Origin of the sequence: Nocardioides sp. NBC_00163 (assembly GCF_045206295.1) — a bacterium.
Classification (GTDB): Bacteria; Actinomycetota; Actinomycetes; order Propionibacteriales; family Nocardioidaceae; genus Nocardioides.
Genome location: NZ_CP108155.1, coordinates 5417664 through 5440581, shown reverse-complemented (window position 1 = coordinate 5440581; position 22918 = coordinate 5417664). Strand labels below are relative to the sequence as shown.

General features: G+C 68.8%; 18 protein-coding genes. 5 read left to right on the top strand and 13 right to left on the bottom strand.

All coding sequences use genetic code 11. The features are described from left to right. Positions 1–41: 41 nt before the first annotated feature. A complete protein-coding gene (locus tag OG801_RS26050; RefSeq protein WP_406031947.1) occupies positions 42–1328 on the top strand; it encodes an MFS transporter in 1287 nt (428 codons plus the stop codon). After that, positions 1286–2107, top strand: a complete 822-nt coding sequence (locus OG801_RS26045; protein ID WP_406031946.1) for an alpha/beta fold hydrolase — start codon at positions 1286–1288, stop codon at positions 2105–2107. The genes OG801_RS26050 and OG801_RS26045 overlap by 43 nt, the downstream gene beginning before the upstream one ends. Here the strand turns inward: OG801_RS26045 and OG801_RS26040 are convergent. Continuing rightward, positions 2092–2835, bottom strand: a complete 744-nt coding sequence (locus OG801_RS26040; protein WP_406031945.1) for an SDR family oxidoreductase — start codon at positions 2833–2835, stop codon at positions 2092–2094. The genes OG801_RS26045 and OG801_RS26040 overlap by 16 nt on opposite strands. 102 nt (positions 2836–2937) lie before the next feature. Between OG801_RS26040 and OG801_RS26035 the strand changes: the two genes are divergently transcribed. Continuing rightward, positions 2938–3777, top strand: a complete 840-nt coding sequence (locus OG801_RS26035; RefSeq protein WP_406031944.1) for a helix-turn-helix domain-containing protein — start codon at positions 2938–2940, stop codon at positions 3775–3777. A gap of 18 nt (positions 3778–3795) precedes the next feature. On the opposite strand, the gene OG801_RS26030 is transcribed toward OG801_RS26035, so the two are convergent. From OG801_RS26030 to OG801_RS26010, 5 genes are all read right to left on the bottom strand, one after another. After that, positions 3796–4641 (bottom strand): hypothetical protein, encoded by an 846-nt coding sequence (locus OG801_RS26030; RefSeq protein WP_406031943.1) that lies wholly within the window; start codon positions 4639–4641, stop codon positions 3796–3798. A 3-nt stretch (positions 4642–4644) separates the two neighbouring features. Beyond that, on the bottom strand, positions 4645–5286 hold the full coding sequence (locus OG801_RS26025) for a hypothetical protein (protein ID WP_406031942.1): 642 nt from the start codon (positions 5284–5286) through the stop codon (positions 4645–4647). A gap of 43 nt (positions 5287–5329) precedes the next feature. Beyond that, the gene (locus OG801_RS26020; RefSeq protein WP_406031941.1) at positions 5330–6694 is read right to left on the bottom strand and encodes an NAD(P)-binding protein; all 1365 of its coding nucleotides are present in this window, start codon (positions 6692–6694) and stop codon (positions 5330–5332) included. Positions 6695–6767: 73 nt separating this feature from the next. Next, positions 6768–8156, bottom strand: a complete 1389-nt coding sequence (locus OG801_RS26015; protein WP_406031940.1) for an aspartate aminotransferase family protein — start codon at positions 8154–8156, stop codon at positions 6768–6770. Continuing rightward, complete coding sequence (locus tag OG801_RS26010; protein ID WP_406031939.1) at positions 8149–9669, bottom strand: CoA-acylating methylmalonate-semialdehyde dehydrogenase; 1521 nt, start codon at positions 9667–9669, stop codon at positions 8149–8151. Before OG801_RS26010 ends, OG801_RS26015 begins: the two co-directional genes overlap by 8 nt. 119 nt (positions 9670–9788) lie before the next feature. On the opposite strand from OG801_RS26010, the gene OG801_RS26005 reads away from it, so the two are divergent. Next, positions 9789–11378, top strand: a complete 1590-nt coding sequence (locus tag OG801_RS26005; RefSeq protein WP_406031938.1) for a PucR family transcriptional regulator — start codon at positions 9789–9791, stop codon at positions 11376–11378. Between the two features lie 50 nt (positions 11379–11428). Here the strand turns inward: OG801_RS26005 and OG801_RS26000 are convergent, their stop codons facing one another. The 4 genes from OG801_RS26000 to OG801_RS25985 are packed head-to-tail and all read right to left on the bottom strand — an operon-like array spanning position 11429 to position 17379. Beyond that, positions 11429–13924 carry a beta-glucosidase gene (locus tag OG801_RS26000; protein ID WP_406031937.1) on the bottom strand — a complete coding sequence of 832 codons (2496 nt, stop codon included), beginning with the start codon at positions 13922–13924 and terminating at the stop codon, positions 11429–11431. 53 nt (positions 13925–13977) lie between these two features. Beyond that, positions 13978–15783 carry a sulfatase gene (locus OG801_RS25995; RefSeq protein ID WP_406031936.1) on the bottom strand — a complete coding sequence of 602 codons (1806 nt, stop codon included), beginning with the start codon at positions 15781–15783 and terminating at the stop codon, positions 13978–13980. Between the two features lie 38 nt (positions 15784–15821). After that, complete coding sequence (locus tag OG801_RS25990) at positions 15822–16442, bottom strand: TetR/AcrR family transcriptional regulator (protein ID WP_406031935.1); 621 nt, start codon at positions 16440–16442, stop codon at positions 15822–15824. A gap of 10 nt (positions 16443–16452) precedes the next feature. Next, complete coding sequence (locus OG801_RS25985; RefSeq protein ID WP_406031934.1) at positions 16453–17379, bottom strand: formylglycine-generating enzyme family protein; 927 nt, start codon at positions 17377–17379, stop codon at positions 16453–16455. A gap of 134 nt (positions 17380–17513) precedes the next feature. On the opposite strand from OG801_RS25985, the gene OG801_RS25980 reads away from it, so the two are divergent. Further along, positions 17514–19061: a sulfatase gene (locus OG801_RS25980; protein WP_406031933.1), complete on the top strand. Its 1548-nt coding sequence runs from the start codon at positions 17514–17516 to the stop codon at positions 19059–19061. 35 nt (positions 19062–19096) lie between these two features. Here OG801_RS25980 and OG801_RS25975 read toward each other — a convergent pair whose 3' ends face one another. From OG801_RS25975 to OG801_RS25965, 3 genes are read right to left on the bottom strand one after another with little or no spacing between them, the layout of a single operon-like run. Continuing rightward, on the bottom strand, positions 19097–20266 hold the full coding sequence (locus OG801_RS25975) for a family 1 glycosylhydrolase (protein WP_406031932.1): 1170 nt from the start codon (positions 20264–20266) through the stop codon (positions 19097–19099). Beyond that, entirely contained in the window at positions 20263–21069 is an 807-nt protein-coding gene (locus tag OG801_RS25970; RefSeq protein ID WP_406031931.1) for an alpha/beta hydrolase, read from the bottom strand. The genes OG801_RS25975 and OG801_RS25970 overlap by 4 nt, the downstream gene beginning before the upstream one ends. Continuing rightward, positions 21066–22844: a sulfatase gene (locus OG801_RS25965; protein ID WP_406031930.1), complete on the bottom strand. Its 1779-nt coding sequence runs from the start codon at positions 22842–22844 to the stop codon at positions 21066–21068. Before OG801_RS25965 ends, OG801_RS25970 begins: the two co-directional genes overlap by 4 nt. Positions 22845–22918: the final 74 nt, after the last annotated feature.

The window sequence follows — 22918 nt, the reverse complement described above, 5'->3', positions numbered from 1 at the left end:
GGTGTTGGACGTACATCCGAAGCCGCGAGCAACCTGAAGGCATGTCCTCATCGAGCCCCGCACCGGAGAGCCCGCGCGTGATCACCGCGCTGCACGGTGGAGTGGGCATGCTCGTCGCGGTCTGGGGCGCGGGGCTTCCTGTCCTCGACGCCCGAGTCGATCTCGGCCCCACGCGACTCGGACTCCTGCTCCTCACCCTGGCACTGGGCGCGGCGATCGCGATGCCGCTGGCGGGTCAGCTCGCCCATCGCTGGAGCGACGCCGCCGTGCTGCGCGTCGCTCTCCCCACGGCAGCGCTCCTCCTCGCCACGATCGGGGCGATGCCCGCGGCCGAGCCGATGATCGCGCTCGCCGCCGTCTTCGGCCTCTGCTGCGGCGCCATCAACGTCGGGCTCACCTCGCAGGCGACGGCCGCCGAGCGCGCAGCGGGACGACCCGTGATCGCCCGGATGCACGGATTCTGGACGCTCGGCGCCGTCCTGGGGTCGTCGGCACTGGCAGCGGCGCTGCGCGCCGGCGGCGACAGCATCCTGCTCCTGCCAGCCGCCGCGCTGAGCGCCGGCGCCCTGCTCACTCTGCTGGCGCTGCGGCTTCCGATCGGCCGCACCGGCACCGAACCGGGCACTGCCGCGGATCCGAACACGGCGGCCTCTCAGGGACCGACCCCCGCGGTGAGCCCAGTGCTCGTCGGCGCCGGTGCCGTGGCTGCCGCCGCCTTCGTGGTGGAAGGTGCCGCAACCGACTGGGCGGGGATCCACACCACTCGCGTCCTCGGTGAGGAACCGGCCGCCGGAGCGACGATGTACGCCGTCTTCTTCGCTACCATGACCGTCGTCCGCTTCGCTGGAGACCGTCTGCGTGGCGCCGTCGTCGCACCGGTCCTGGTGGCGGCGGCCGCGGGCGTGACCCTGCTCGGGTTCGTACTCGTCCTCCTCTCCCCCGTCGTCGCGGAGGGTGCGCAGGTCGTGGTCGCCACGGGAGGATGGGCGCTCGCCGGCGCGGGTACGGCTCTCGTCTGGCCGATCGTGATCGGCAGCCTGGGCGCCACCCGGCTCGATCCGCGGCGGCTCTCGGTCGTCACCACGATCGGATATCTCGGCGGGTTCGTGGGGCCGGTTCTCATCGGCGGACTCGCCGCCGGGGTGGGGCTGGCCGGCGCGATGGCGCTGCCTGCGGCGCTCACGGTCCTGCTCGCGGCTGCCGCGCCGCCCCTTGTCTCCCGGCTCCTGCGCCTGGAACCGACCCGCCCACTGCCATCACCGATACCGACACCGAGGAGAACGCCATGCACGCACCCGTCCAGATCGACCTGCCCGAAACGCGCCTGAACTACGAGCTACGCGGATCCGGGCCCGCCATCGCACTCGTCGGATCACCGATGACCGCCGAGGAGTTCGCCCCGCTCGCCGAGGCGCTCGCCGCCGACCACACCGTCCTCACCCACGACCCGCGCGGCCACGGCGGCAGCGTCCTGGCCGATCGGTCCGTCGGCTCCGCCCCCGAGCAGCGCGCGGACGATCTCGCCGAGCTCGTACGCCGCACGGGCCTCGGCCCCGTCGCGATCCTCGGGTCCAGCGGCGGTGCCGTGACGGCCCTCGCCTTCGCCCAGCGCCATCCCGAGCTCGCCACGACGATCGTGGCACATGAGCCCCCGCTGCTGGAGCTCCTCGACGACCGGGAGGAGCAGCGTGCGATGACGGACAGGATGAGGCGTCGGTACGCCGACGGCGACGTGGTCGGCGCGTGGGGCATGTTCTTCGAACAGGCGAACATCGTCGTGCCGGACGGCATGCTCGAGGCCATGTTCGGCGGCGAGCGCAGCCCGAGCGCCCTCGCGGAGGAGGCGTTCTGGTACGCCCAAGAGCTGCCGGCCTCCGTGCGGTGGGAGCCGGACGAGGAAGCGCTGCGCCGCGGCCCTCGGATCGTCCTCGGCATCGGCGAGGAGTCGGCTGGTCAGCTGTGCGAGCGTACGACCGAGGCGCTCGCCGCGCGGCTCGGCCTCACCGCCATGCGGTTCCCCGGCGACCACACCGGTTTCGTGGACCATCCGGAGGCCTTTGCCGCGCGGTTGAAGGACGCACTCGCCTACCCTCACGCGCTCCGCTGAGCAGCCGGGCGGATGACGATCTCGTTGACATCGACGCCGGCCGGCTGGGCGATCGCATAGCTGACGGCACCGGCAACGGCGTCTGCGGGGATGCTGGCGGCCCGGTACGCCTCCATCGCGGCTGATGCGACCGGATCCGTGATGTGCTCCGCCAGTTCGGTCTCCACGACTCCGGGCGAGATCGTGGTGACACGGATGCTCGGATCGGACTCGAGTCGTAGGCCCTCAGTGAGTGCCCAGGCCGCGTACTTCGTGGCCGAATAGACCGCCGAGGTGGGAACGACCTCGTGGGCACCGATGGACGCGATCGTCACCAGATGGCCGCCGCCCTGCGCCTTGAAGTGCGGGAGGACGGCAGCGATGCCGTGCAGAAGGCCCCTGACGTTGACGTCGAGCATGCGGTCCCACTCGTCGACCAGCAGTGCGTCGAGCCGCGACAGCAGCATCACCCCGGCGTTGCCGACCACGACGTCGAGGCGTCCGTGGCGCGCCACGACGGAGTCGACCAGGGCGGCGACTGCAGCCCGGTCGCTGACGTCGAGACCGTGGGCCTCCGCGCTGTGTCCGCTGTCGCGGAGCTCGGCGGCGACCGTCTCGAGGCGCTCCGTACGCCGAGCGGTCAGGATCACGTGGTGGCCCTCGGCAGCCAGGCGCCGAGCGGTTGCCTCGCCGATTCCACTGCTGGCACCGGTGACCAGAATTGTCTTGGATGTCTTCGTTTCTGTCATGCCTCAAACGCTGCCGCCTTCAACAGCCGCCATGAAGGCCGCGCTGTACCTGGGAGTAGCGCACCCACCCATCGACGCCTCGTTCGCCCTAGCATCGGAGTCATGGCCTCGACTCCCCTTGGTGACTATCTGCGCAGCCGGCGCGCCCTGGTGAGCCCCGACGACGTGAAGGTGCCGAGCCATGGAGTGCGCCGTGTCCCGGGTCTGCGTCGGGAGGAGGTCGCGATGCTGGCGGGAATGAGCGTCGACTACTACGTACGCCTCGAACAGGGCCGCGAACGTCACCCGTCGGCCCAGGTGCTCGATGCACTCAGTGACGTCTTCCGACTCGACGACGAGGCCCGGTTGCATCTCTACCGGATCGCCGGCCTGGCACCGGCATCGTCCCGTGCGATCCTCCCCGAGCGCGTCGATCCCCAGCTGCTCCAGCTGCTGGAGCTGTGGCCGGACACCCCTGCCCTCGTGCTGGGCCGCGCCTACGACGTGCTGGCCGGGAACCGTCTGGCGTACGCCCTCTTCGACGGGTTCCGTCACGGCGCCAACCTGCTCGTCAAGGTGTTCCTGGACCCCACGGCGCGGACCTTCTACCCCGACTGGGAGCAGGCTGCAGCGAACACGGTGGCGGGCTTCCGCCTCCTCCACAGCGACGCCCCTCACGACCCACGCATCCGTCAGGTCCTACGCACCGTCAGCGAGCAGAGCTCAGACTTCACGCGCCTATGGGCCCGGCACGATGCGCGCGGCAAGCGCCATGAGTCCAAGCGGTTCCACCACCCTGACGTCGGCGAGGTGACGCTCCGGATGGAGGCCTTCGACGTCCGTTCCGGCCCCGGGCAACAGCTCGTCGTGTACCACGCCGTTCCCGGCTCACCCAGCGCCGAGGCGCTGCGGCTGCTGGGCACGCTGGATGCAACCAGAGCTGAGGAACAGAAGACCACCTGACACCCGATCAAGCCCGAGCTAGCTCGGTGGGGAGTTCCGAAACTGGAACTGGACCCGCACGTCGTCGTCGAGCCGGACGAGGATGGTGGTGCCACCGGCGCTCCAGGTGTCGGGCACGAGGAACATCCGGTCGTCTCCCTGGATCAGCAGCCTCAGCTTCCAGTAGCGGAAGCGGTAGTCGTCCTCACCGGCATCAGGTCGTACGACCTCCTCGACCCCGGCGGTGGCCGGGACGTGCAGCCGCTCGCGGGTATCGAGGACGACGCTGGGCAGGCTGCGCAGGTTGCGGGCCTGCTCCATCGCCAGGCCACGGCCGGTCCATTGAGCGGTCGTGGCCGTCGCCCAGATCACGCAGGCGGCGACGCCCACCCAGAGCAGCACGATCCGCGGTTCGAGGCGACCACCGCGCAGCCGCAGGGCGTACGCCACGAGTGCCGCGCCACCGCCGAGCAGGACCGGCGTCACCAGGGCGTAGTAGGCCCAGCCACCGACGATGGAGAAGCCCGCCAGCAGCAACGTTCCGGCCGCCAGGAGGACCAGCCCGACGCCGAGGACGATCGTGACGAGCCGGCCGAACCAAGGCTCCGTGGACTGTCGCCGAACCCAATGGTGGAGCGCCACCACCGCGACACCGCCCAGCACCAGAACCAGCATCGGGGTCAGCAGCGGCTGCGGGCTGCGCATGACGTACGCGCGGGTGCTGAGCCCGATCACGTCGACGTCGAGGCCGAAGTAGTCGTACTGGGCGCGGGCGGCGACGTACCCGAAGTAGAACAGCACGCCGCTGATCACGGTCACCGGCGCGACGAAACTCGTCGCCAGGCTCACCCAGCGATCGATCCCCGTCGGCGGCGTATCGGACATGGCTCAGCCAGATTCGGCCGGGTCCGTCGACTCGGACGACTCGGACGACTCGGACGACTCGGACTCCGTGTCGACCTCTGGCGCGTTGAGGAACGCCTCGGTGTCGCCACCCTCGACGTCCTCGAGCTCGCAGGGCTCGGACGGGCAGGTCATCTCGCCGCTGAGCCGCAGCACGGCGTCCTCACCCTCCTGCTCGTCGGTCCAGGGAACCAGCGAGAGCATCGCCACCTGGCAGCTGGTCGAGTCGGCGGTGAAGACGAATCCGTCCAGGCAGGACGCACCGTCGCACGCCGCATCGGCCGGCTCGAAGACCTCCGGCTCGACCTCGTAGCCGGTGACGACGACCGAGACGCCCTCGGGCACCGACGGGTCGTTGCCGCTCGGCCAGAGCCAGCTCACGTCGGCGCAGACCACGCCGGGGCTGCCGTCGAGCGGGTACGACCCGCCACCGATCGGCAACGTCGGCACGGCCACCGCCGGCTCGTCGGGATCCGTCGGATCGTCGGGATCAGGATCTCCCTGCCCGGTCTCCGCAGAGCTCGCATCCGTGACGTCCACCTCCGACTCTCCGTCGGACGATCCGCACGCGGCGAGGAGCAGGAGTGCGCACGTGATGACAGCGAGGAGCGGACGGTTCACCAGCATGAACAACACCTCCTGAGAACAAAGACGGTGCCGGGACGTACGCTCAGGTCAGCTGAGCCAGCTGAGCGAGTCCGGGTTTCGTGTGCTTCGCCAGCCGTTCGCGCGCGTCGTCGAGGGCAGCCGATGCGGGATACCCGGGCGGGACCCGAGTCGGGTTGAGCGCGACCCCGTCCGACCACGCCTTGATGTCCGGCTCGGACGAGAACGACATGGCCGCCTGGGTGCCCAGGACATTCATCATCGCCCAGGTCGCCATCGTGTCAGGGAACGGACTCGGCGGGCAGAGCCGGTTCTTCTCGGCGTCGGCATCGCGGGTGGCCTCGACGTATCCCGTGACGGCGGCGCCGAAGCAGGGGAAGCCGGCCCGGATCGGCTGCAGCGTGATCGCCTCGGGGCGCCAGACCGGTAGCAGGGGCGGATACTTCAGGCCGTCCGCCGCGCAGTGCACGACCAGGGCGTCGTCGGCGATGGCGAGCGATCCGTCGGCGAAGGTGAGGCTGCCGCGGTCGACGTGTCGGATGTGGCCGCGGCGTACGACGTTCTCGAGCGTACGCAGCTGCTCGAGCTCCCACGTCGCCAGCGTCGGCGCCTTGGCCATCGTCGGCATGACCGTGCGGTCGATGCGCATCATGATGCCCGCGTCCTCGAGCCGCAGGAACAGGTCCTCGAGCGACGTCGACCTCTCGGCGATCTGCATCGTGTCGGCGGCCATGCCGAGGAAGATCGCGGGATCGGGCTGGATGAGGGCCCGGTTGAGCATCCACGGGTCGCGCGGCCGCACCCAGCAGATCGCGTCGGGGTCGACGCCACGCGACAGCAGCCAGATGCACGCGTCGGTCGCGGTCTTGCCGGATCCGACGATGACGTACTGGCTCGGTGTCTCCTCGAGTCGCGCGAGCTCGTTGACCGGCAGCACCCGGGCACCCTCGCCGACGCCGAACGGCGGCGGCTTCTCGGCGGGGATGCTCGGGGCCAGGTAGCGGGCGTCGACGACCCGCGCCCCGGGCATCTCGAGACGCTCCCCCGAGATGCGCGAGACGACGGTGCCGTCGCCGGCGTACTCGCTGTTCGGGAAGAACTCGACCTTGCCCGACTCCACCATCCGCTCGAGGATCCGCGCGTAGTAGGCGCAGATCTCCGCCTGGGTCGCCCGCTCCTGAAGGCCCTTCTCGGGTCCATGCTGGTGCAGCTGCCCGCCGCCGAGCAGCGTCGAGGGGACACCGTAGAAGGCGGAGGACTGATGGAGGCGTACGAAGGGGTACGCCTCCAGCCAGTGCCCGCCGACACCGTGGCGCCGGTCGACCAGCGCCACCCGCACGTCGGCGTGCTCGATCAGAGCGTCTGTGAACGCCATCCCCATGGCGCCGGCACCCACCACCAGGTAGTCGACCTCGACCGTGCGGCTCATGCCTCCACCAAAGCACGGCGAGGAGCCGCCCGGTCAATAGCCAGTTGGGACTATGCCGCAGACGGGGTACAGCTCAGCTCGAGCTGTCCGAAGCCCGCGCCTCCCCCAGAGCCTCACCGATCAGTCGGATTCCTCGGCGTACGTCCTCAGCCGCGGTGTTGATCGGGGGCACTGTGTGGATGCGGTTGAAGTTCACGAACGGCAGGACGCCCTTCGCGTTCGCGGCCAAGACGACCGCGCCCATCTCGCGACTGGAGCCGCCGTAGGGCGCGAGCGGCTCCCTGGTGGCTCGGTCGGACACAAGCTCGATGGCCCAGAAGGCACCCACACCTCGTACCTCGCCGATCCACTCGTGGCTCTCCGCCAGGGCACGGAGCTCGGGCCCGAAGACCTCTTCGCCCAGGGCGGCGGCGTGATCGACGATCCCCTCGTCCTCCATCACCTCGATCGTCGCCACCGCAGCGGCGCACGCGAGGGGATGACCCGAGTACGTCAGGCCGCCGGGGTAGGGCCGCTGCGCGAACGACTTGTGGATCGCCTCGCTGATGGCGACACCTCCGAGCGGGACGTACCCGGAGTTGACGCCCTTGGCGAACGTCAGGAGGTCGGGTACGACGTCGGCGTGCTCGATGGCGAACCACTTTCCGCTGCGCCCGAACCCGGCCATCACCTCGTCGGCGATGAGCACGATGCCGTGGGCATCACACAGCTCGCGTACCCCTCTCAGGTAGCCGGGCGGCGGGACCATGATGCCGGCGGTGCCCGGGATCGACTCGAGGATGATCGCCGCGATGGTCGAGGCCCCCTCGAGGGCGATCACCTGCTCGAGGTGTTCCAGGGCGCGCTGGCACTCCTCTTCCTCCGTGGTGGAGTGGAACGGACTGCGGTAGAGGTAGGGCCCGAAGAAGTGCACGTTGCCGGTCGAGCCGTTGTCGTTCGGCCAGCGGCGGGGGTCGCCGGTGACGTTGATCGCCAGCTGGGTGCCGCCGTGGTAGGAGCGGTAGGTGGAGAGCACTTTGTGCTTACCGGTGTGCAGCCGCGCCATCCGGATGGCGTGCTCATTGGCGTCCGCACCCCCGTTGGTGAAGAAGACCCTGTCCAGATCGCCGGGCGTGTGCGAGGCGATCAGCCGGGCCGCCTCCGATCGGGTGCCGTTGGCATACTGCGGCGCGACGGTGCAAAGGGCAGCGGCCTGCTCCTGGATCGCCTCGATGATCCGCGGGTGCTGATGGCCGAGGTTGGTGAAGACCAGCTGGGAGGTGAAGTCCAGGAGCTTGCGACCCTGGCCGTCCCAGACATAGGAGCCTTCTCCGCGGGTGATCACGGTCGGCTTGATCAGTTCCTGGGCGGACCAGGAGTGGAAGACATGCTGCCGGTCCAGCTCGTAGGCGCGGCCGGCGTCCTCGGTCAGAGCTCGCATGCTCGTGCGCGCGTTCGCAGGCGCGGAGATGGTCTCAGTCATTCTGCGGGAACCCCAGCTCGAGGCCGCCGACGGGCCGGGCGGCCGGATTGATCCAACGGGAGGTGACGACCTTCCCTCGGGTGAAGAAGTGGACGCCCTCGACACCATGGGCGTGGGTGTCGCCGAACAGCGAGCGCTTCCAGCCGCCGAAGGAGTAGTACGCCACCGGAACCGGGATCGGGACGTTGATCCCGATCATGCCGACCTGGACGTCGGCCTCGAAGCGGCGGGCGGCGCCGCCGTCGTTGGTGAAGATCGCGGTGCCGTTGCCGTACTCGTTGGCGTTGATCAGCTCGACGGCCTCGTCATAGGAACCGGCCCGCACGACGGAGAGGACCGGTCCGAAGATCTCCTCGCGGTAGATCTCCATGTCCGGGGTGACGTGGTCGAACAGCGTCGGACCGAGCCAGAAACCTTTCGCTGCTCCGTGCGCTTCGACGTCGCGGCCGTCGACGATGACCTTCGCTCCGGCTCGCTCTCCGGAGTCGATGAAGGAGGCAACCCGGTCGCGGTGTGCCTTGGTGACCAGCGGTCCCATGTCGGCCTCGACGGCACCGTCGGTCTTCTTGGCACCATCGCCGATACGCAGCGTGCGGGTCCGCTCGGCGATCCGGGCCACCAGGTCGTCCGCGACAGGCTCGACAGCGACCAGAACACTGATCGCCATGCAGCGCTCGCCGGCGCTGCCGAAGCCTGCGTTGACCGCCGCGTCCGCGGCGAGGTCGAGGTCGGCGTCGGGCAGCACGACCATGTGGTTCTTGGCACCACCCAACGCCTGGACCCGTTTTCCTGTCTTGCTCGCCTCTTCGTAGACGTACTGGGCGATCGGTGTGGAGCCGACGAAGCTCACCGCGTCGATGTCGTCGCTGCGGAGCAGGGCGTCCACCGCGACCTTGTCGCCCTGCAGGACGTTGAAGACACCGTCGGGAAGCCCGGCCTCCTTCCAGAGCCTGGCCATCCAGATCGCCGCTGACGGATCCTTCTCGCTGGGCTTGAGCACCACCGCGTTGCCGGCAGCCAGCGCGATCGGGAAGAACCACATCGGCACCATGGCCGGGAAGTTGAACGGACTGATCACCGCCACCACGCCGAGGGGGTCGCGCTTGGAGTGCACGTCGACGCCGGTGGAGGCCGACTCGGAGTGGCCGCCCTTGAGCAGATGAGAGATCCCGCAGGCGAACTCCACGACCTCCTGACCGCGGGAGATCTCCCCCAGAGCATCGGAGTGCACCTTCCCGTGCTCGGCGGTGATGATCTCCGCCAGCTCCTCCTTGCGAGCGTTGAGGAGCTCACGGAAGGCGAAGATCACCTGCGTACGCCGGGCCAGCGAGGTCTTCGCCCAAGCCTTGCCGGCCGCCGCGGCGGAGTCGATGACGTAGCGGGCATCGCGTTCGCTGGCCAGGGCCACTCGGCCACTGACATGGCCGCTGGCGGGGTTGGTGACATCGGCCCACTGCTCCGAGGTGCCGATGAACTCGGCGCCGTCGACCCAGTGTGGGATCTGCTTGGTCATGGGGTCTCCTGTTCGGTCCTGATGCCACGATCCTGGTGCTGGGCGTGGCCCTTCTCGGGAGACATTCCGTAGGATCTGCGCCGGATACCCAACGATCTGTCGGGAAGGAGGAGGTGGTCATGGCCCTGGTGACGGTTTCCCGGGTACTCGAGATGCCCGTCGTTCGAACGGCCGCACCAGAAGTGATGGCGGGGCGAGCTGGGCTCGACCGCGAGGTCCGCTGGGTGCACTCCGCCGAGCTGGCCGAGATCGGCGCCTTGTTGCGCGGCGGCGACCTGCTGCTGAGCACGGGTATCGCTCTGCCCGAGGACGCCTCTGAGCTCGTGGCGTACGCCGACTCCCTCGCCCACAGCGATGCCGCAGGGCTCTTCATCGAGCTGGGCCGCCGTTGGTTCGAACTCCCTCCAGCTCTCATCGACCGATGCGACGATCTCGGCCTCCCGCTGATCACGCTCGGTCACGAAGTCCGATTTGCCGCCGTGGCCCAAGCCGTGGGTGAGCGCATCGTCGACGAGCAGCTGGCAGACCTGCGCGAAGCCCAGCGAGTCCACGACACGTTCACTGAGCTGAGCATCTCCGAGGCAGGTCCAGCCGAGATCCTTCAAGCCGCCCAGCGCCTGTGCGGGGCCGCCGTGGTGTTGGAGGACGATCAGTTCAGAGTGCTTGACTATCGCCCCGGCCCCGATGATATCGATGCGTTCCTGCGCGACTGGAGCACCCGTTCCCGGCGCATCTCGCTTGAGGGCAGATCCGCATGGGACGCAACGAACCACTGGCTCGTGACCCGCGTCGGGCGCCGCGACCGCGGCTGGGGCAGACTCATCGTCCAGTCCGACCAGCGTCCCTCCCCTGGTTTGGTTGCTACCGCGGAGCGGGCCGCCGCGGCGTTGGCGATGCACCGGCTCCACGACCGTCAGCGCGACAGCGTGGTTCGACGTACTCACCACGAACTGCTGGTGGCTCTGCTCAACGACCCGAACGACCCCGACCTGGTGCGTCGCTGCGAGCTGGCCGGGCTGCCGGTCCACAAGCGTCAGTTCGTCGCCGCGAGCGTACGCGCGCAACCGCGCCCGTCCGACACCGCAGGCACGACCCGCGTGGATGAGGTCGTTGCTGCGATCACCCACGCCCTCAGCGCCCGCCAGGTTCCCGGACTCGTCGGAATCATCGACCAGGATGTGCGCGTGCTGTTGTCGCTCTCTCGGACGGCGGACGCAGACCTCGTCGCAGACCAGCTCGCCGCGACCATAGTCACCAAGATCCCCGCGACGATCACCGCAGCCCGCCCGGTGGAGGACAGCAGCCTCATCGATCACACCCTGCGCGAGGCCCAACAGGTCATGGACGCACTCAAGCCGGACCAGCTCGCAATGACCTCGACCCGGGCGTATCGCCTGGAGGACGCGCACCTTCGGGGTCTGCTCACGCTGCTTGCCGGGGACGATCGTGTCGCGCTATACGCCGACCGCGAACTCCATGCGCTCGAGGCGTATGACGAACTGCACGGAACTGATCTGCTCGCCGTGGTCCGAGCGCTGGTGAACAACCCGGTCAGCAAGTCGGAGGCCGCAGCCAGCCTGCATCTCTCGCGGCCCGCCTTCTATGACCGCCTCGCCAAGGCCGCTCGCGTGGTCGGCGCCGACCTTGACGATCCCGACATCCGGGTCTCACTCCATGTAGCCCTGTTGCACCGGGATCTCCCCGCCTGATCAACAACCGGGACCATGAGTGGAGACCACCGCCCTCGGGTGCGGATCAGCTAGGAGCCGACCACGACAGTGGCCTGGAGCGGGAGCTCGTCGACGCTCGCACCGACCAGCAGGTCGAAGGCGCCCGTCTCGTACCACCACTTCCCGTCGACCCAGGCCGCAAGGCTACGCGCGGGCACATCGACCTCCACCCTGACAGCCTCACCAGGATCGGCGCGCACGACGCTCCACCCCGCGAGCCAGCGCACCGGGCGGGAAACCTCGCTGGATCCACGCGCGGCGTACACCTGAACCACATGCTTCCCCGGTCGGTCCCCCGTGTTCCTGACCGTGACGCTCAAGGAAAAGGGCTCCCCGCCGACCACCTCGGTCGGAACCGTCAGATCCGACATGTTCCAGGTCGTGTAGCCGAGACCGTGGCCGAAGCAGTAGGCCGGCGTCGCGCCTTGCTTCAACCACGCGCGGTGCCCGATGTCGATTCCTTCGGCGTAGTGGACCTTGCCGTCAACGGGGCGATCCGGCCCGACCGGCACGGCCTGCTCGTCGCCAGGCCATGTGGTGGGCAGTCGCCCGCCCGGCTCGCGCTCGCCTGCCAGCACCTCTGCAAGAGCGGTTCCTGTCCGCTGGCCACCGAACCAGGTGACGAGCACAGCGCTGGCACGGTCGTGCCACGGCATCAGCACCGGGCTGCCAGCGTTGACCACGACCACCGTGCGCGGGTTCGCCGCGAGCACCGCCTCCACCAATGCGTCCTGACCTCCGGGCAGCGCTAGCGAGGTGCGGTCGATCCCCTCACTCTCGGTGCGCGAACTCGTGCCGACCACCACCACGGCGACCTCTGCCGCGGCCGCCGCAGCGACCGCTTCGGCGAGCATCAGCTCGTCAGGCCCTGACCGCGGCGCCATGCCGATCATGATCGCGTGGACCATCGGGAGCGGCGCGGTCGTCAGGTCACAGACAGCGACCAGGTCGATCGGAGTGCCCTCCACCAGGTCGACCGGCACCGCGGTGACCGGTGGCGCGAAGATGTTGGCAGTGATGTCGGAGGTTTCCAAGCCACCGTCACGGGAGCCCGCGCTCTCGGCGGTGCTGAATCTGTCGATGACGGTCTCGCCATCGATCGACAACGAGACATGGCCGGCCACGGCGACACCCACATCACAACGCTGCGTGATCGCAGGCGTGTATCTGGTCTGCATCGTCAGGGTGGTCGCGCCCTCGGGCATAGTGCCCATCCACGCCAGCTCGGCGCTGAGCCGGACCTCCTCGAGCAGGACGGTGCCATCAGCCGCGGAGAAGACGACATGGACTCCTGGCGTCTCGGCGACGGGGTCGCCGAGCAGGTCTCGATCGAGCGGGAAGATCTCCGTCGGGGCAGGAACGCCCATGTCGAAGGAGATGCTGGCATCAGGAAAGTGTTGGCGCAGGCCCTCGAGGGGCGAGATCACCCGGCCCGGAACGACCGTCGCACTGCCACCACCCTGACTTCGCGCGCACATGGCATTCGGGCCGATCACGGCGATCGACGCCGGGGCGAGACTCCAGGGCAGCTCGTCGGCATTGCGCAGCAGGACCATGCTCTCGGCGCCCAGCTCGGTCACAATGCTCAGCGGCTCGGGGGCTTCGCCGGCTGCCCTGGACGCGGGCTCCACGCCGTCGAGCGCACCCACGCGAGCGGCCAGGCGGAGGACGCGCAGCACCTTCTCATCGATCGTCGATTCCGCGACCCGACCCTCGCGGACCGCCTCGACAAGCGCATCGCCCCACGGGCTGAGCAGATCGGGCATCACCACGTCTTGGGCGGAGTTGGCCGAGGCGTCCGTGGTCTTCACAGCGATCCAGTCCGACAGCACCACGCCATCGAACCCCCACTCGGTCTTGAGCGGGTCGCGCAACAGGTCGTTCTCGCTCATGGTCACGCCGTTGACCCCGTTGTAGGCGGACATCACCACCCACGCCCTCGCCTCCACGATCGCGTCCTCGAATGCGGCGAGGTAGAGCTCCCGCAGAGCGCGCTCCCCGACCTCCGAGCTCGCGGTGTGTCGCTCGATCTCATAGTCGTTGGCCACATAGTGCTTCGGGCACGCGGCAACACCGTGTGCCTGGATACCCTCGACATAGGCGGCCGCGAGACGAGCGGTCAGCAGCGGGTCCTCGGCCATCGCCTCGAAGTGGCGGCCCCCGTAGGGCGAGCGATGCAGGTTGATCGTGGGACCGAGCACCACATCCGCGTTCTTGCGTAGCGCCTCCCGACCGAGCACGTCACCGTAGCGACGCGCGACATCGACGTCCCAGGTCGCACCCAACGCGCTCCCCGACGGGAGATTCAACGACGGATTTCTCTCGTCACCGACCTCGCCGCGGACCCCCGCGGGTCCGTCGGAGAAGACGATCGACCGCAGACCGATGGAGTCGTCGGCAGGCAGCGACCAGAAGTCCGCGCCTGAGAGCAGGCGCACCTTGGCCGCGAGGTCCAGCTTGCCGAGACGCTCGCAAAGCTTCGCTTCGAGCTCATCGGAAGGGATGGACGGATTCAAGGACGACATGGCTCTCCTCGGGTCGACGGAGTTGCCAACCTACCAACCGAGTACTCGGTAGGCTAGCCTTTCGCTCGACTCTCTGCGAAGAAGGCCGCCCAGGGCCCCACCGCCACCGAAGGCTCGTACCGGCCGGCGACCCGCAGTTGGAGGTACTCGATCGCCTGGGAGAGGTAGTCGTCGTCCTCCCCATCCACCGATAACGACCCCACCCGGTTTCGCAGCCGTCGCGGGTCGAGGCATGCCAAAGCGTTGAGCGCTTCCAGCCGTACGCCGAACGGGAGATCGCGTCCAGCCAGCCGCACCAACGCGTCGATGCCGACGATGTCATCGAGGTCCAGGCAGGCCAGAGCCTCGGCGAGCACGACCTGTACGGTCGCGTCGGCTTCGGCAGCGAGCCTGGCCGCCACGGCACCGGCAAGCAGGACGTCCCCGGAGGAGTCAGCAAGCATCAACATCCCCATCGCCGCCCAGCGCCGCAGGAGGGGGTCGGGATCGCCCAGGCGACCGCTCAGCACTGGCGCATTGCCCGGATCCTGTGCCAGGGCGATGTCCGATAGCTCCAGGACGGCGGCCAGGTCGTAGGCGCCCGGGGCCCGGCTCGCGTCCCACCCCTCCGCAGGCGCTCCCTCAGGAAGGAATCCGTTGTCATTGATGGTGAGCATGTGCTCGCGCAGGGCGGTCGCCAGCCTGCCCTCGACCTCCGCGAGCGACGGGTCCCCGGCACGATTGACCACCTGGTCCGGATCGGCCTCGAGGTCGTAGAGCTCGACAGATGGGCGCGGCAGCCAGAACCGGTCTTGTTCGGGAGTGAGTCGCCCCGCCAGATGCTCGGATTCCCAGGAGCGGTAGCCCGCGGCGGCCCAGGCGAAGGCGTTGTACTGACCACCGGGACGGTGGGGCATGAAGTTGCGCACATATCGGTGCCGCCCGTCCGTCACCGTCCTCACGAAGTCATAGCGCTCATCCATTCGATTGCGGGCGCCGAACGACAACGACCCCACCGGTGACACAGGGCCGGCCAGGCTCGGCTCGGACATGTGCTCGGGCACAGTTCCACCGGCCAGATCGATGAGGGTAGCCGGGATGCTGGTCGTGGTGACCGCCGCTCGCACCCTGGTGCCCGGCGGCGGGAACCGCTCCGCGAACCGTCCAGGGGCGTGCACGAGCAAGGGCACCCGGAGCCCCTCCTCGTAGCAGTGCCGCTTGGATCGCGGATTCACCCCACCGTGGTCGGAGGTGTGCACCACGACCGTCGAGTCGGCCAGCCCGTCGTCGGCGAGCTGCGCAAGTAGCTCGCCGACGACAGCGTCCATCCGCCCCACGTCCTCGTAGTAGCGCGCGATGTCATCCCTGATCTCCGGGGTGTCCGGCAGGTACGCCGGGACACGCACCGCGGATGCGTCGAGCACCGGGCGGCCCGCCCGGAAGACGGCGGACTCATGGGTCCCGTCGATGTTGAACACCGCCAGGAAGGGCTGTCCCTCGGCGCGGTTGCGCCAGTGCGCCCGGTCGGAGCACTCGTCCCACAGCTCGTCCGCATCGACGTCGGCGTTGTAATCGGTCTTGGAGTTGTTGGTGCAGTAGTAGCCCAGTGAGCGCAGGACCTGCGGGTAGGTCGTCATCCACACCGGCAGGGTCGCCCGCGCTCGCATGTGGTTGGCCGGCGCGTGCGCCTCGGGAGGGACGCCCGTCAGGAGGGCGAACCGCGAGGGTGCGCACACCGGCGCGGGCGAGTAGGCGCGCTCGAAGAGCACCGACTCGGCAGCGAGAGTATCCAGGTTCGGCGTGCGGGCGAGAGTGTCGCCATAGCAGCCGAAACGCGGCGGGCAGTCCTCACTGACGAGCCACAGCAGGTTTGGTCGCACACTGCACCCTAGCCGACCGAGCAGTCAGTAGGCCAGTGTCAGTGCCCTGATGGCGCGATGTCGCGGCGCAGCATCGCGGTGAAGTCGGCGAAGGATCCGGCCAGATCGACCGACGGATCCACCAGCCACTGGTTCTCCAGGCCCTCCGATGCGGCGATCAGCATCGTGGCGATCGCGCGGGGATCCACGTCTTTACGCACCTGTCCCGCATCAATCCCTTTCTGCAGCGCGGCGGAGCAGAGGTCACGGAAGTAGCTCGTACGCAGTACCACCCACTCGTGGGCCGGATGATCAGCCCTGGTCGCCTCAGCAGCGGTGAGATGCGCCAACTGCACCATGTTGCGGTTCTCGGCGTTATGCCGAACGAGCCCCTCGAAGAAGTCGAACAGCTGATCCGCGTCCAGCTCGGCGATCTTCTCCACCTGCATGCCGACGGCCTCGAGGTCGCGCGTGTCCCTCTCGACGAGGACGGACATGAACAGCGCGGACTTGTTGGGGAAGTGATGCAGGAGCCCCGGCTGAGAGATGCCCACTTCGGCAGCGATCTTCGCCAGGGAGGTTCCCCGGTAGCCGTATGCGCCGAAGTGCTCGAAGGCGGTGTCGATGATCCGTGCCCGCGAGAGCTTTCCCGAACGCTCGGCAGATTCCGTACTGGCCATGCCACCCAGCCTAGGCGACCGGCAGCGACGCGGTCCGGAAACCCGCGTTGCCAACGGACGAGTCGGGGGTGTTCGCGGAGCGTGCCGCATTTCGGTAGCGGTTGCAGTAGGAGTCGTGGCACAGGTACGAGCCGCCGCGCAGCACCTTGGCACTGCCCGAGGCAGGACCGCGCGGACGGAGCCGCGGCGACCGGGCGTAGTAGCCGGGGTCGAACCAGTCGGCACACCACTCCCAGACGTTGCCGACCGTCTGCCACAGCCCGTACCCGTTCGGGCGATAGCTACGCACCGGGGCTGTGGCAAGCCATCCGTCATCCCTCGTGTTGATGTCGGGGAACGAGCCCTGCCAGATGTTGCAGGGCCACGCCCCCACCCCCTCACCCACCGGACGCTCGTCGCCCCAGGGGTACCGCGCGTCAGGCAGGCCACCACGCGAGGCGACCTCCCACTCAGCCTCGGTGGGGAGTCGGCGACCAGCCCATTCGCAGTACGCCACCGCATCGTTCCAGCTCACATGGACGACCGGATGGTCAGAGAGGCCCTCGAGGGAACTGTGGCGCCCCCCGGGATGGCGCCAGTCGGCGCCTCGAACACCCAGCCACCACGGCGTCCTGGCCGCTCTGCTGATGACGTCACCCGGATCGGCCGCCAGCGCCAGATGGAACACCGCCGAGTATCCAAATCGCTCTGCCTCGGTGACATGACCGGTTGCCTCCACGAACGACGACCAGGCCTCGTTGGTCACCGCCGTGCAGTCGATGTCGAAGTCCTCGATCTCGACCGCGTGCACCGGCGTCTCGCCGTCGCCGGCCTTGCCGTCACCGTGCATGTCCCCGATGTGGCGGACCCCGCCAGGGACGGTGACCTGCTCGATCACGTGCCGTCCCGCCCCGGCCTCGGCCATCCCCGCATCAGGAAGCCAAGGAGCGGAGGTCACGAGCTCCTCCGCCACTGACATCCGGTCGGGGCCACAACAACTCTCACTCATGACCACCTACGGCCTTTCGGAATCACGACGCGGCAACTAACCTACCGAACAATAAGTCAGTTCACAATCAGCCCGGAGGCAACGTGAAGATCATCTACGTCGACGTGGACACCCTGCGTCCGGACCACACGGGGCCTTACGGCTACCAACGTCGCACGACGCCGAACCTGGATTCGATGGCGGTCGACTCGGTGCGGTTCGACCACTACTACTGCTCCGACTCGCCCTGCCTGCCGTCGCGCACTGCGCTCATGAGCGGTCAGTTCGGGATCACCAACGGGGTGATCGGGCACGGCGGACCCGCCGCGCAGTACCGGATGGACGCGGGACACGCGATGCAGTTCGACCGTCCGCTGCTCGGGCAGTGGCTTGCCTTCCATGGCTACTACACCGCGGCGGTCTCCAGCTTCGCGGAGCGGCACCGCGCACACTTCTTCCACGGCAACTTCCGCGAGAGTATCCGCTCGACCCCCGAGATCGGTGACGAGCCTGCTGACGCCGTCACGGACGTGGCGATCGACTGGATCGAGCGGAACCGCCACCGCGAGGACTGGTATCTGCATCTGACCTATTGGGACCCGCACACCGACTACCTCCAAGACGTCCGCTGGACCGAGGCATCTGCGGCGGCGGGGCCAGCGCCGGACTGGCCCGACCAGGAGGCCATCGACGCCCACCAGGACATCTACGGGCCGCGGACGGCGAAGGACCTGCACTACTCGATGGTGCCGCGCACCAGCCCGGTCCCCCACAACATGCCCGACCAGATCGCGACCCGCGCCGACTTCGAGCACCTGATCAATGGGTACGACGGCGGGATCATGTTCTGGGACAGCCAGTTCGGGCGCCTGCGGGCAGCATTGGCCGAGATGGGGCTCACCGACGAAGTGGCCATCGTGGTCAGCGCCGACCACGGCGAGTCGTTCGGGGAGCAGGGCTCGTACGCCGAGCACGGTCTCGCGAACGAGCCCACCCACCACCTTCCGATGGTGGTGTTCTGGCCAGGCGTGACCGACAAGGCCGAGCAGCGCGAGCACGACGCACTGCTCTACAACATCGACTACGCGCCGACGATCTGCGAGTTGCTCGGGCTGCCGATCCCGGAGAAATGGCAGGGGCGATCGTTCGCCGACGCCGTGCGAGGGCAGGAGATCGAGTCGCGCGACCATCTCGTCTGGGGACACGGGGCGCACACGTATCAGCGCGCCGTCCGCACCCGCGACCACCTCTACATCCGCACCTACCACCCCGGCGCGTTCAAGGCCGAGCTGGAGTCGCTGTTCGACATGAACGCCGACCCCCACCTGACCACGAACCTGATCGACTCCGAGCCGGACCTGGCGGATCGGATGCGCGCCCGGCTCTTCGAGTGGTGGAGCTTCCACGCCGGTACGCCGGGCGCGCTGCCCGACCCGATGCAGATCTCGCTGCAGCACGGCCCGACGCTCTACAACGACCCCGAGGACTACATGGCGCACCTTCGTGCCACGGGGCGGTCCGAGCAGGCCGATGACCTCTACGCCCGGCTCCACCCCGGCAACGGCGCGGTGCGCGCCTCCTGGACGACCGAGGGCCCGCCCCTCCGTCCGGAGGAACGGGCCCTGTTCAAGGCCTTCGCGCAGCAGAAGTGACCGGCCGCGGCCGGCCCCGGCGCTGCTTCAGCAGGTCAGGGCCGGCCGCGCCGGGCGACGCCGCCGAGCCAGGCCAGGCTCGGCTTCGGCGTCCGCACGAACGTCTCGCGGTCGACCGAGATCAGGCCGAAGGTCGGACCCCAGTGGCCCCACTCGTAGTTGTCGACGGCGCTCCAGTGCAGGTAGCCCCGGACATCCACGCCGTCGGCCATGGCATCGCGGAGGTGGCCGAGCGCAGCCTCCGTGTAGTCGATCCGTCGCTGGTCGTCGTCGGTCGCGATGCCGTTCTCCGTCACCAGCACCGGAACGCCGCCCGTCACTTCCCACGCATGCCGGACGGACAAGCCGAGCGCGTCGGGCCGGTACGCCCATCCCGTGATGGTGTTGTCCGGGCTGGGCGGATGCGGAATCGGACCGTCCGCGCCGACAAGCTGGCTGGTGTAGGACTGAGAGCCGACGAAGTCGTCGCCGCGGGCGGCCTCGAGGTAGAGGTCCTCCCACACCCAGGCCGTCTGCCGCAGCATCTCGCCGTGCTCCGGCCCCGCCGACTGGAACGCCTGCTGCGCGATCGTCCAGCCGACGGCGGCATCGGTGTGACGTCGCAGCGCGTCGACTGCCGCCCGGTGCACCTCAACCATCGTGGCCCCGCTCCTCTCATCCGGGGCGGGGAGTCCTCCAGCGAGCGCTTCGAACCCGTCCGGACCAGAGAGCAACCGGCGAACCGAGTCCATCACCGCCACCATGTTCGGCTCGTTGATGGTGCATACCCAGTCGACGTTTCCGAGGATCGACGACGTCCGTTCGACGTACCGGGTGAACAGTGCGACCGCGTCCGATCGCCCCCAGCCGCCCCCAGCCGCGAACCAGCGCGGGTTGCTGAAGTGGTGCAGGGTGACCACCGGCGTGAGGCCGAGCTCGAGCGCGGTGTCGATCATCCGGCGGTAGTGCGCAAGAGCCGCGGCCGAGAAGCGTCCCTGCTCCGGCTCGATCCGGGCCCATTCGACGCCGAACCGATAGGCGTTCAACCCTGCCTCCGCCAGCAGCGTCATCTCCTCGCGATAGCGGTGGTAACTGTCGAGGGCATCGCCGCTTCGCTCCGGGAGGAAAGACTTCTCAGCATTCTCCAGCTCCCACCAGTCGCTGTTGAGGTTGTTGCCCTCGGTCTGGTGGGGTGAGGTGCTGGCTCCCCAGAGGAATGTGGTCATGCGGGGTACTTCCCGTCATCGATCTGGCCGGCCCCTTCGGAGCCGGCGGTGGGCGTGAGCAGGAACTTCAGGATCAGCTCCGCGGTGCGGTCGAAGGCGGGGTTGCCCTCGGGGCGTGGCAGGAAGAACCCGTGTCCGGCTCCCTCGAACTCGACCAGTTCGCAGTCATTGCCGGCAACTGTCATCGCCTGCCGGAACTCCCGCACCAGACGGAGAGGAACGATGCGGTCACGCGTGCCGTGCAGCACGAGCGACCGCGGAACGCCGGGACGGACATGGTGTAGTGGCGACGCATCCCGCGCGGCCTCGGGCGTCAGACCCACCAAGCGCCGCGACAAGGCGGCCAGGAGTCCGCGTCCGCAGCACATGTCCACAGCCGGGTTCAGGAGCACGAGGCCGTCGTACGCCGACGGCTGGTCCCCGCTCGGGGGCATGGCCAGGGCGAGGGCGAGCTGGGCGCCCGCGGACCCGCCGCCGATCGCGATCCGGTCAAGGCCGGCGTCGGCGGCGATCTTGCGGAACGTGCGGTCCGCCCGGGCCGCATCGGCCAGGCAGTCCGCCGGCGACAGGGCACCCGATCCGACCAGTCGATAGGCGGAGCTCGCCGCCAGAATCCCGGCGTCGGCGAGGCGCCGGGCGTGCGGCAGCAGCATCGACGGCGCCCCCTTCATCCAGCCGCCGCCATGGAACAGCAGGACCGCCGCTCGCGGACGCCGCGCCGGCGAGCAGACGTGCAGGTCCAGCTGGGTGACACCGTCGGCCGCGACGTACCGCTCGATCTTCTCTGTGAAGGACTCGGTCATACCGGTGTCTGGTCAGGCTCGGCCAGGGCGGCGTTCAACTTGTGCAACAGCTCGGGCGACAGGGCCGGCGTAGTGGCAGCGAGGTTGTAGGGCGTCATCCGACCCACACGTGTCCGCAGGTCGTCGTGGGCGAGGATCGGCATGAGCGCGACGATGACGGCACGACCGCGCTCGTCGTCGAGGAGCTCGTCGAGGGTGCTCAACGCGCTCAGTCCGTCCCTGGCGAACACCGAGGGCGGAGGCAACGGCCGTGAGGACGCCGCCACCTGCTCCTGCTGCTGGCGGGCGAGCAGGTGCTCGGTGGTGACCGCTCCGGCCACCGGGAGTCCCAGCCTCTCGAACTGACTCGGGGGCGCTTCGCTGGCTCGCAGCAGGTCGACCATGAGTTCGGCCATCCGCAGCTCGAGGTCGTCGTCGACCAGCGGCTGCCGCTGGGCGGGGTCGTTCGCCAGGTCGAAGAGCATCGTCCCGAAGGCGTGGGGATTGCCCCAGCTCGCACCTGGCACCTTCAGCACCGGGACTCCCTTGGTGAAGCCGAACGGCCCGGCCAGCTCGGCGTCGCGGAGCTCGCTGGGGTCGAACCGGCTCTTCATGTGCGTCGGCATCAGGGTGTACTCCTCCAGCGGGGCGTTGGAGGAGTCGACGCTCGCGCGCATGTAGACGTAGCGCCCGTCGGTCACGTTGATGTGTCCGCCGAAGACACCGAACAATCCGGCCTCGCGCACCGGGTCGTCGGCCGCGACCGCCCCCGCCAGGGGCTGACCCTGCATGTCGGGGGTCGGCGCCAGGCCGAACCAGTCGAGCAGGGTGGGACCGAGGTCGATGGTCTGCACCAGACTGCCTCTACGCTCGCCGCGGGAGCCGGCGCGCGGGTCCCAGATGAACAGCGGCGTGTGGATCGTCTCGTCGTACCAGGGCTGGACCGACTTGCCCCACCACCCGCGTTCACCGAGCAGGAAGCCGTGGTCGGTGCAGACGATGAGCATCGTGTCGTCCCACAGGTTGTGCTCGTCCATCGCGTCCATGACCCGGCCCAGCGACTTGTCGCACATGGTCAGCAGCGCGGAGTACTCGGCGCGGATGTGCTCGACGGCCTGCTCGTCGTCAGTGACCCGGCCGTACGCCGGCCAGTCGTACTCCGGTCCGTCGTACTGGTGCACGTAGTGCGCGCGGTGCTCGTCGTAGCTGAAGAACGGCTCGTGCGGGTCGAAGGTCTCGATCTGGAGGAACCAGTTGTCGTCGTCCTGGTTGGTCGTCAGGAACTCGAGGCCGGCATCGAAGGTGAGGGTCTGGCAGTGCCGGTCCTCGGTGGCCATGTACTGACGGTTGATCGTGTCCTGACGGGCGCCCCCCATGCCGCGCGACGCATTCGCCAGGACCTCGGGGTCGGCCACGTGGCCCTTCCACTTGTCGCCCTCCTGGCCACGGAAGAGCTCATAGCTGTCGAACCGGTTGTGATAGGTCGCGCCGCCGTCCTCCCAGTAGTGGTAGTGGTCGGTGCTCAGGTGCGTGTAGACGCCCGCGCGGGAGAGCATCTCGGGCACCGAGTCGTCGAACGGCTCGAGCGGCCCCCAGCTGCGGTGCAGGAAGTTGTGCCGACCCGTGTGCAGCTCACGGCGCGCCGGCATGCACGGCATGCTCCCGGCGTAGCAGTTGTCGAAGGTGACCGAGCGCTGCTGCAACCGCTCGAAGTTCGGTGCGTGGATGCCCTCGGCGCCGTATGGCGGGAGGTATCGACGGTTCAAGGTGTCGAACATGACCATGATCGCGCGCACGACGGTTCCTTTCGGGAGAGGTGCCCACTAACCTACTTACCAATCAGTCGGCCAGCAAGGCCCGACGTCCACCT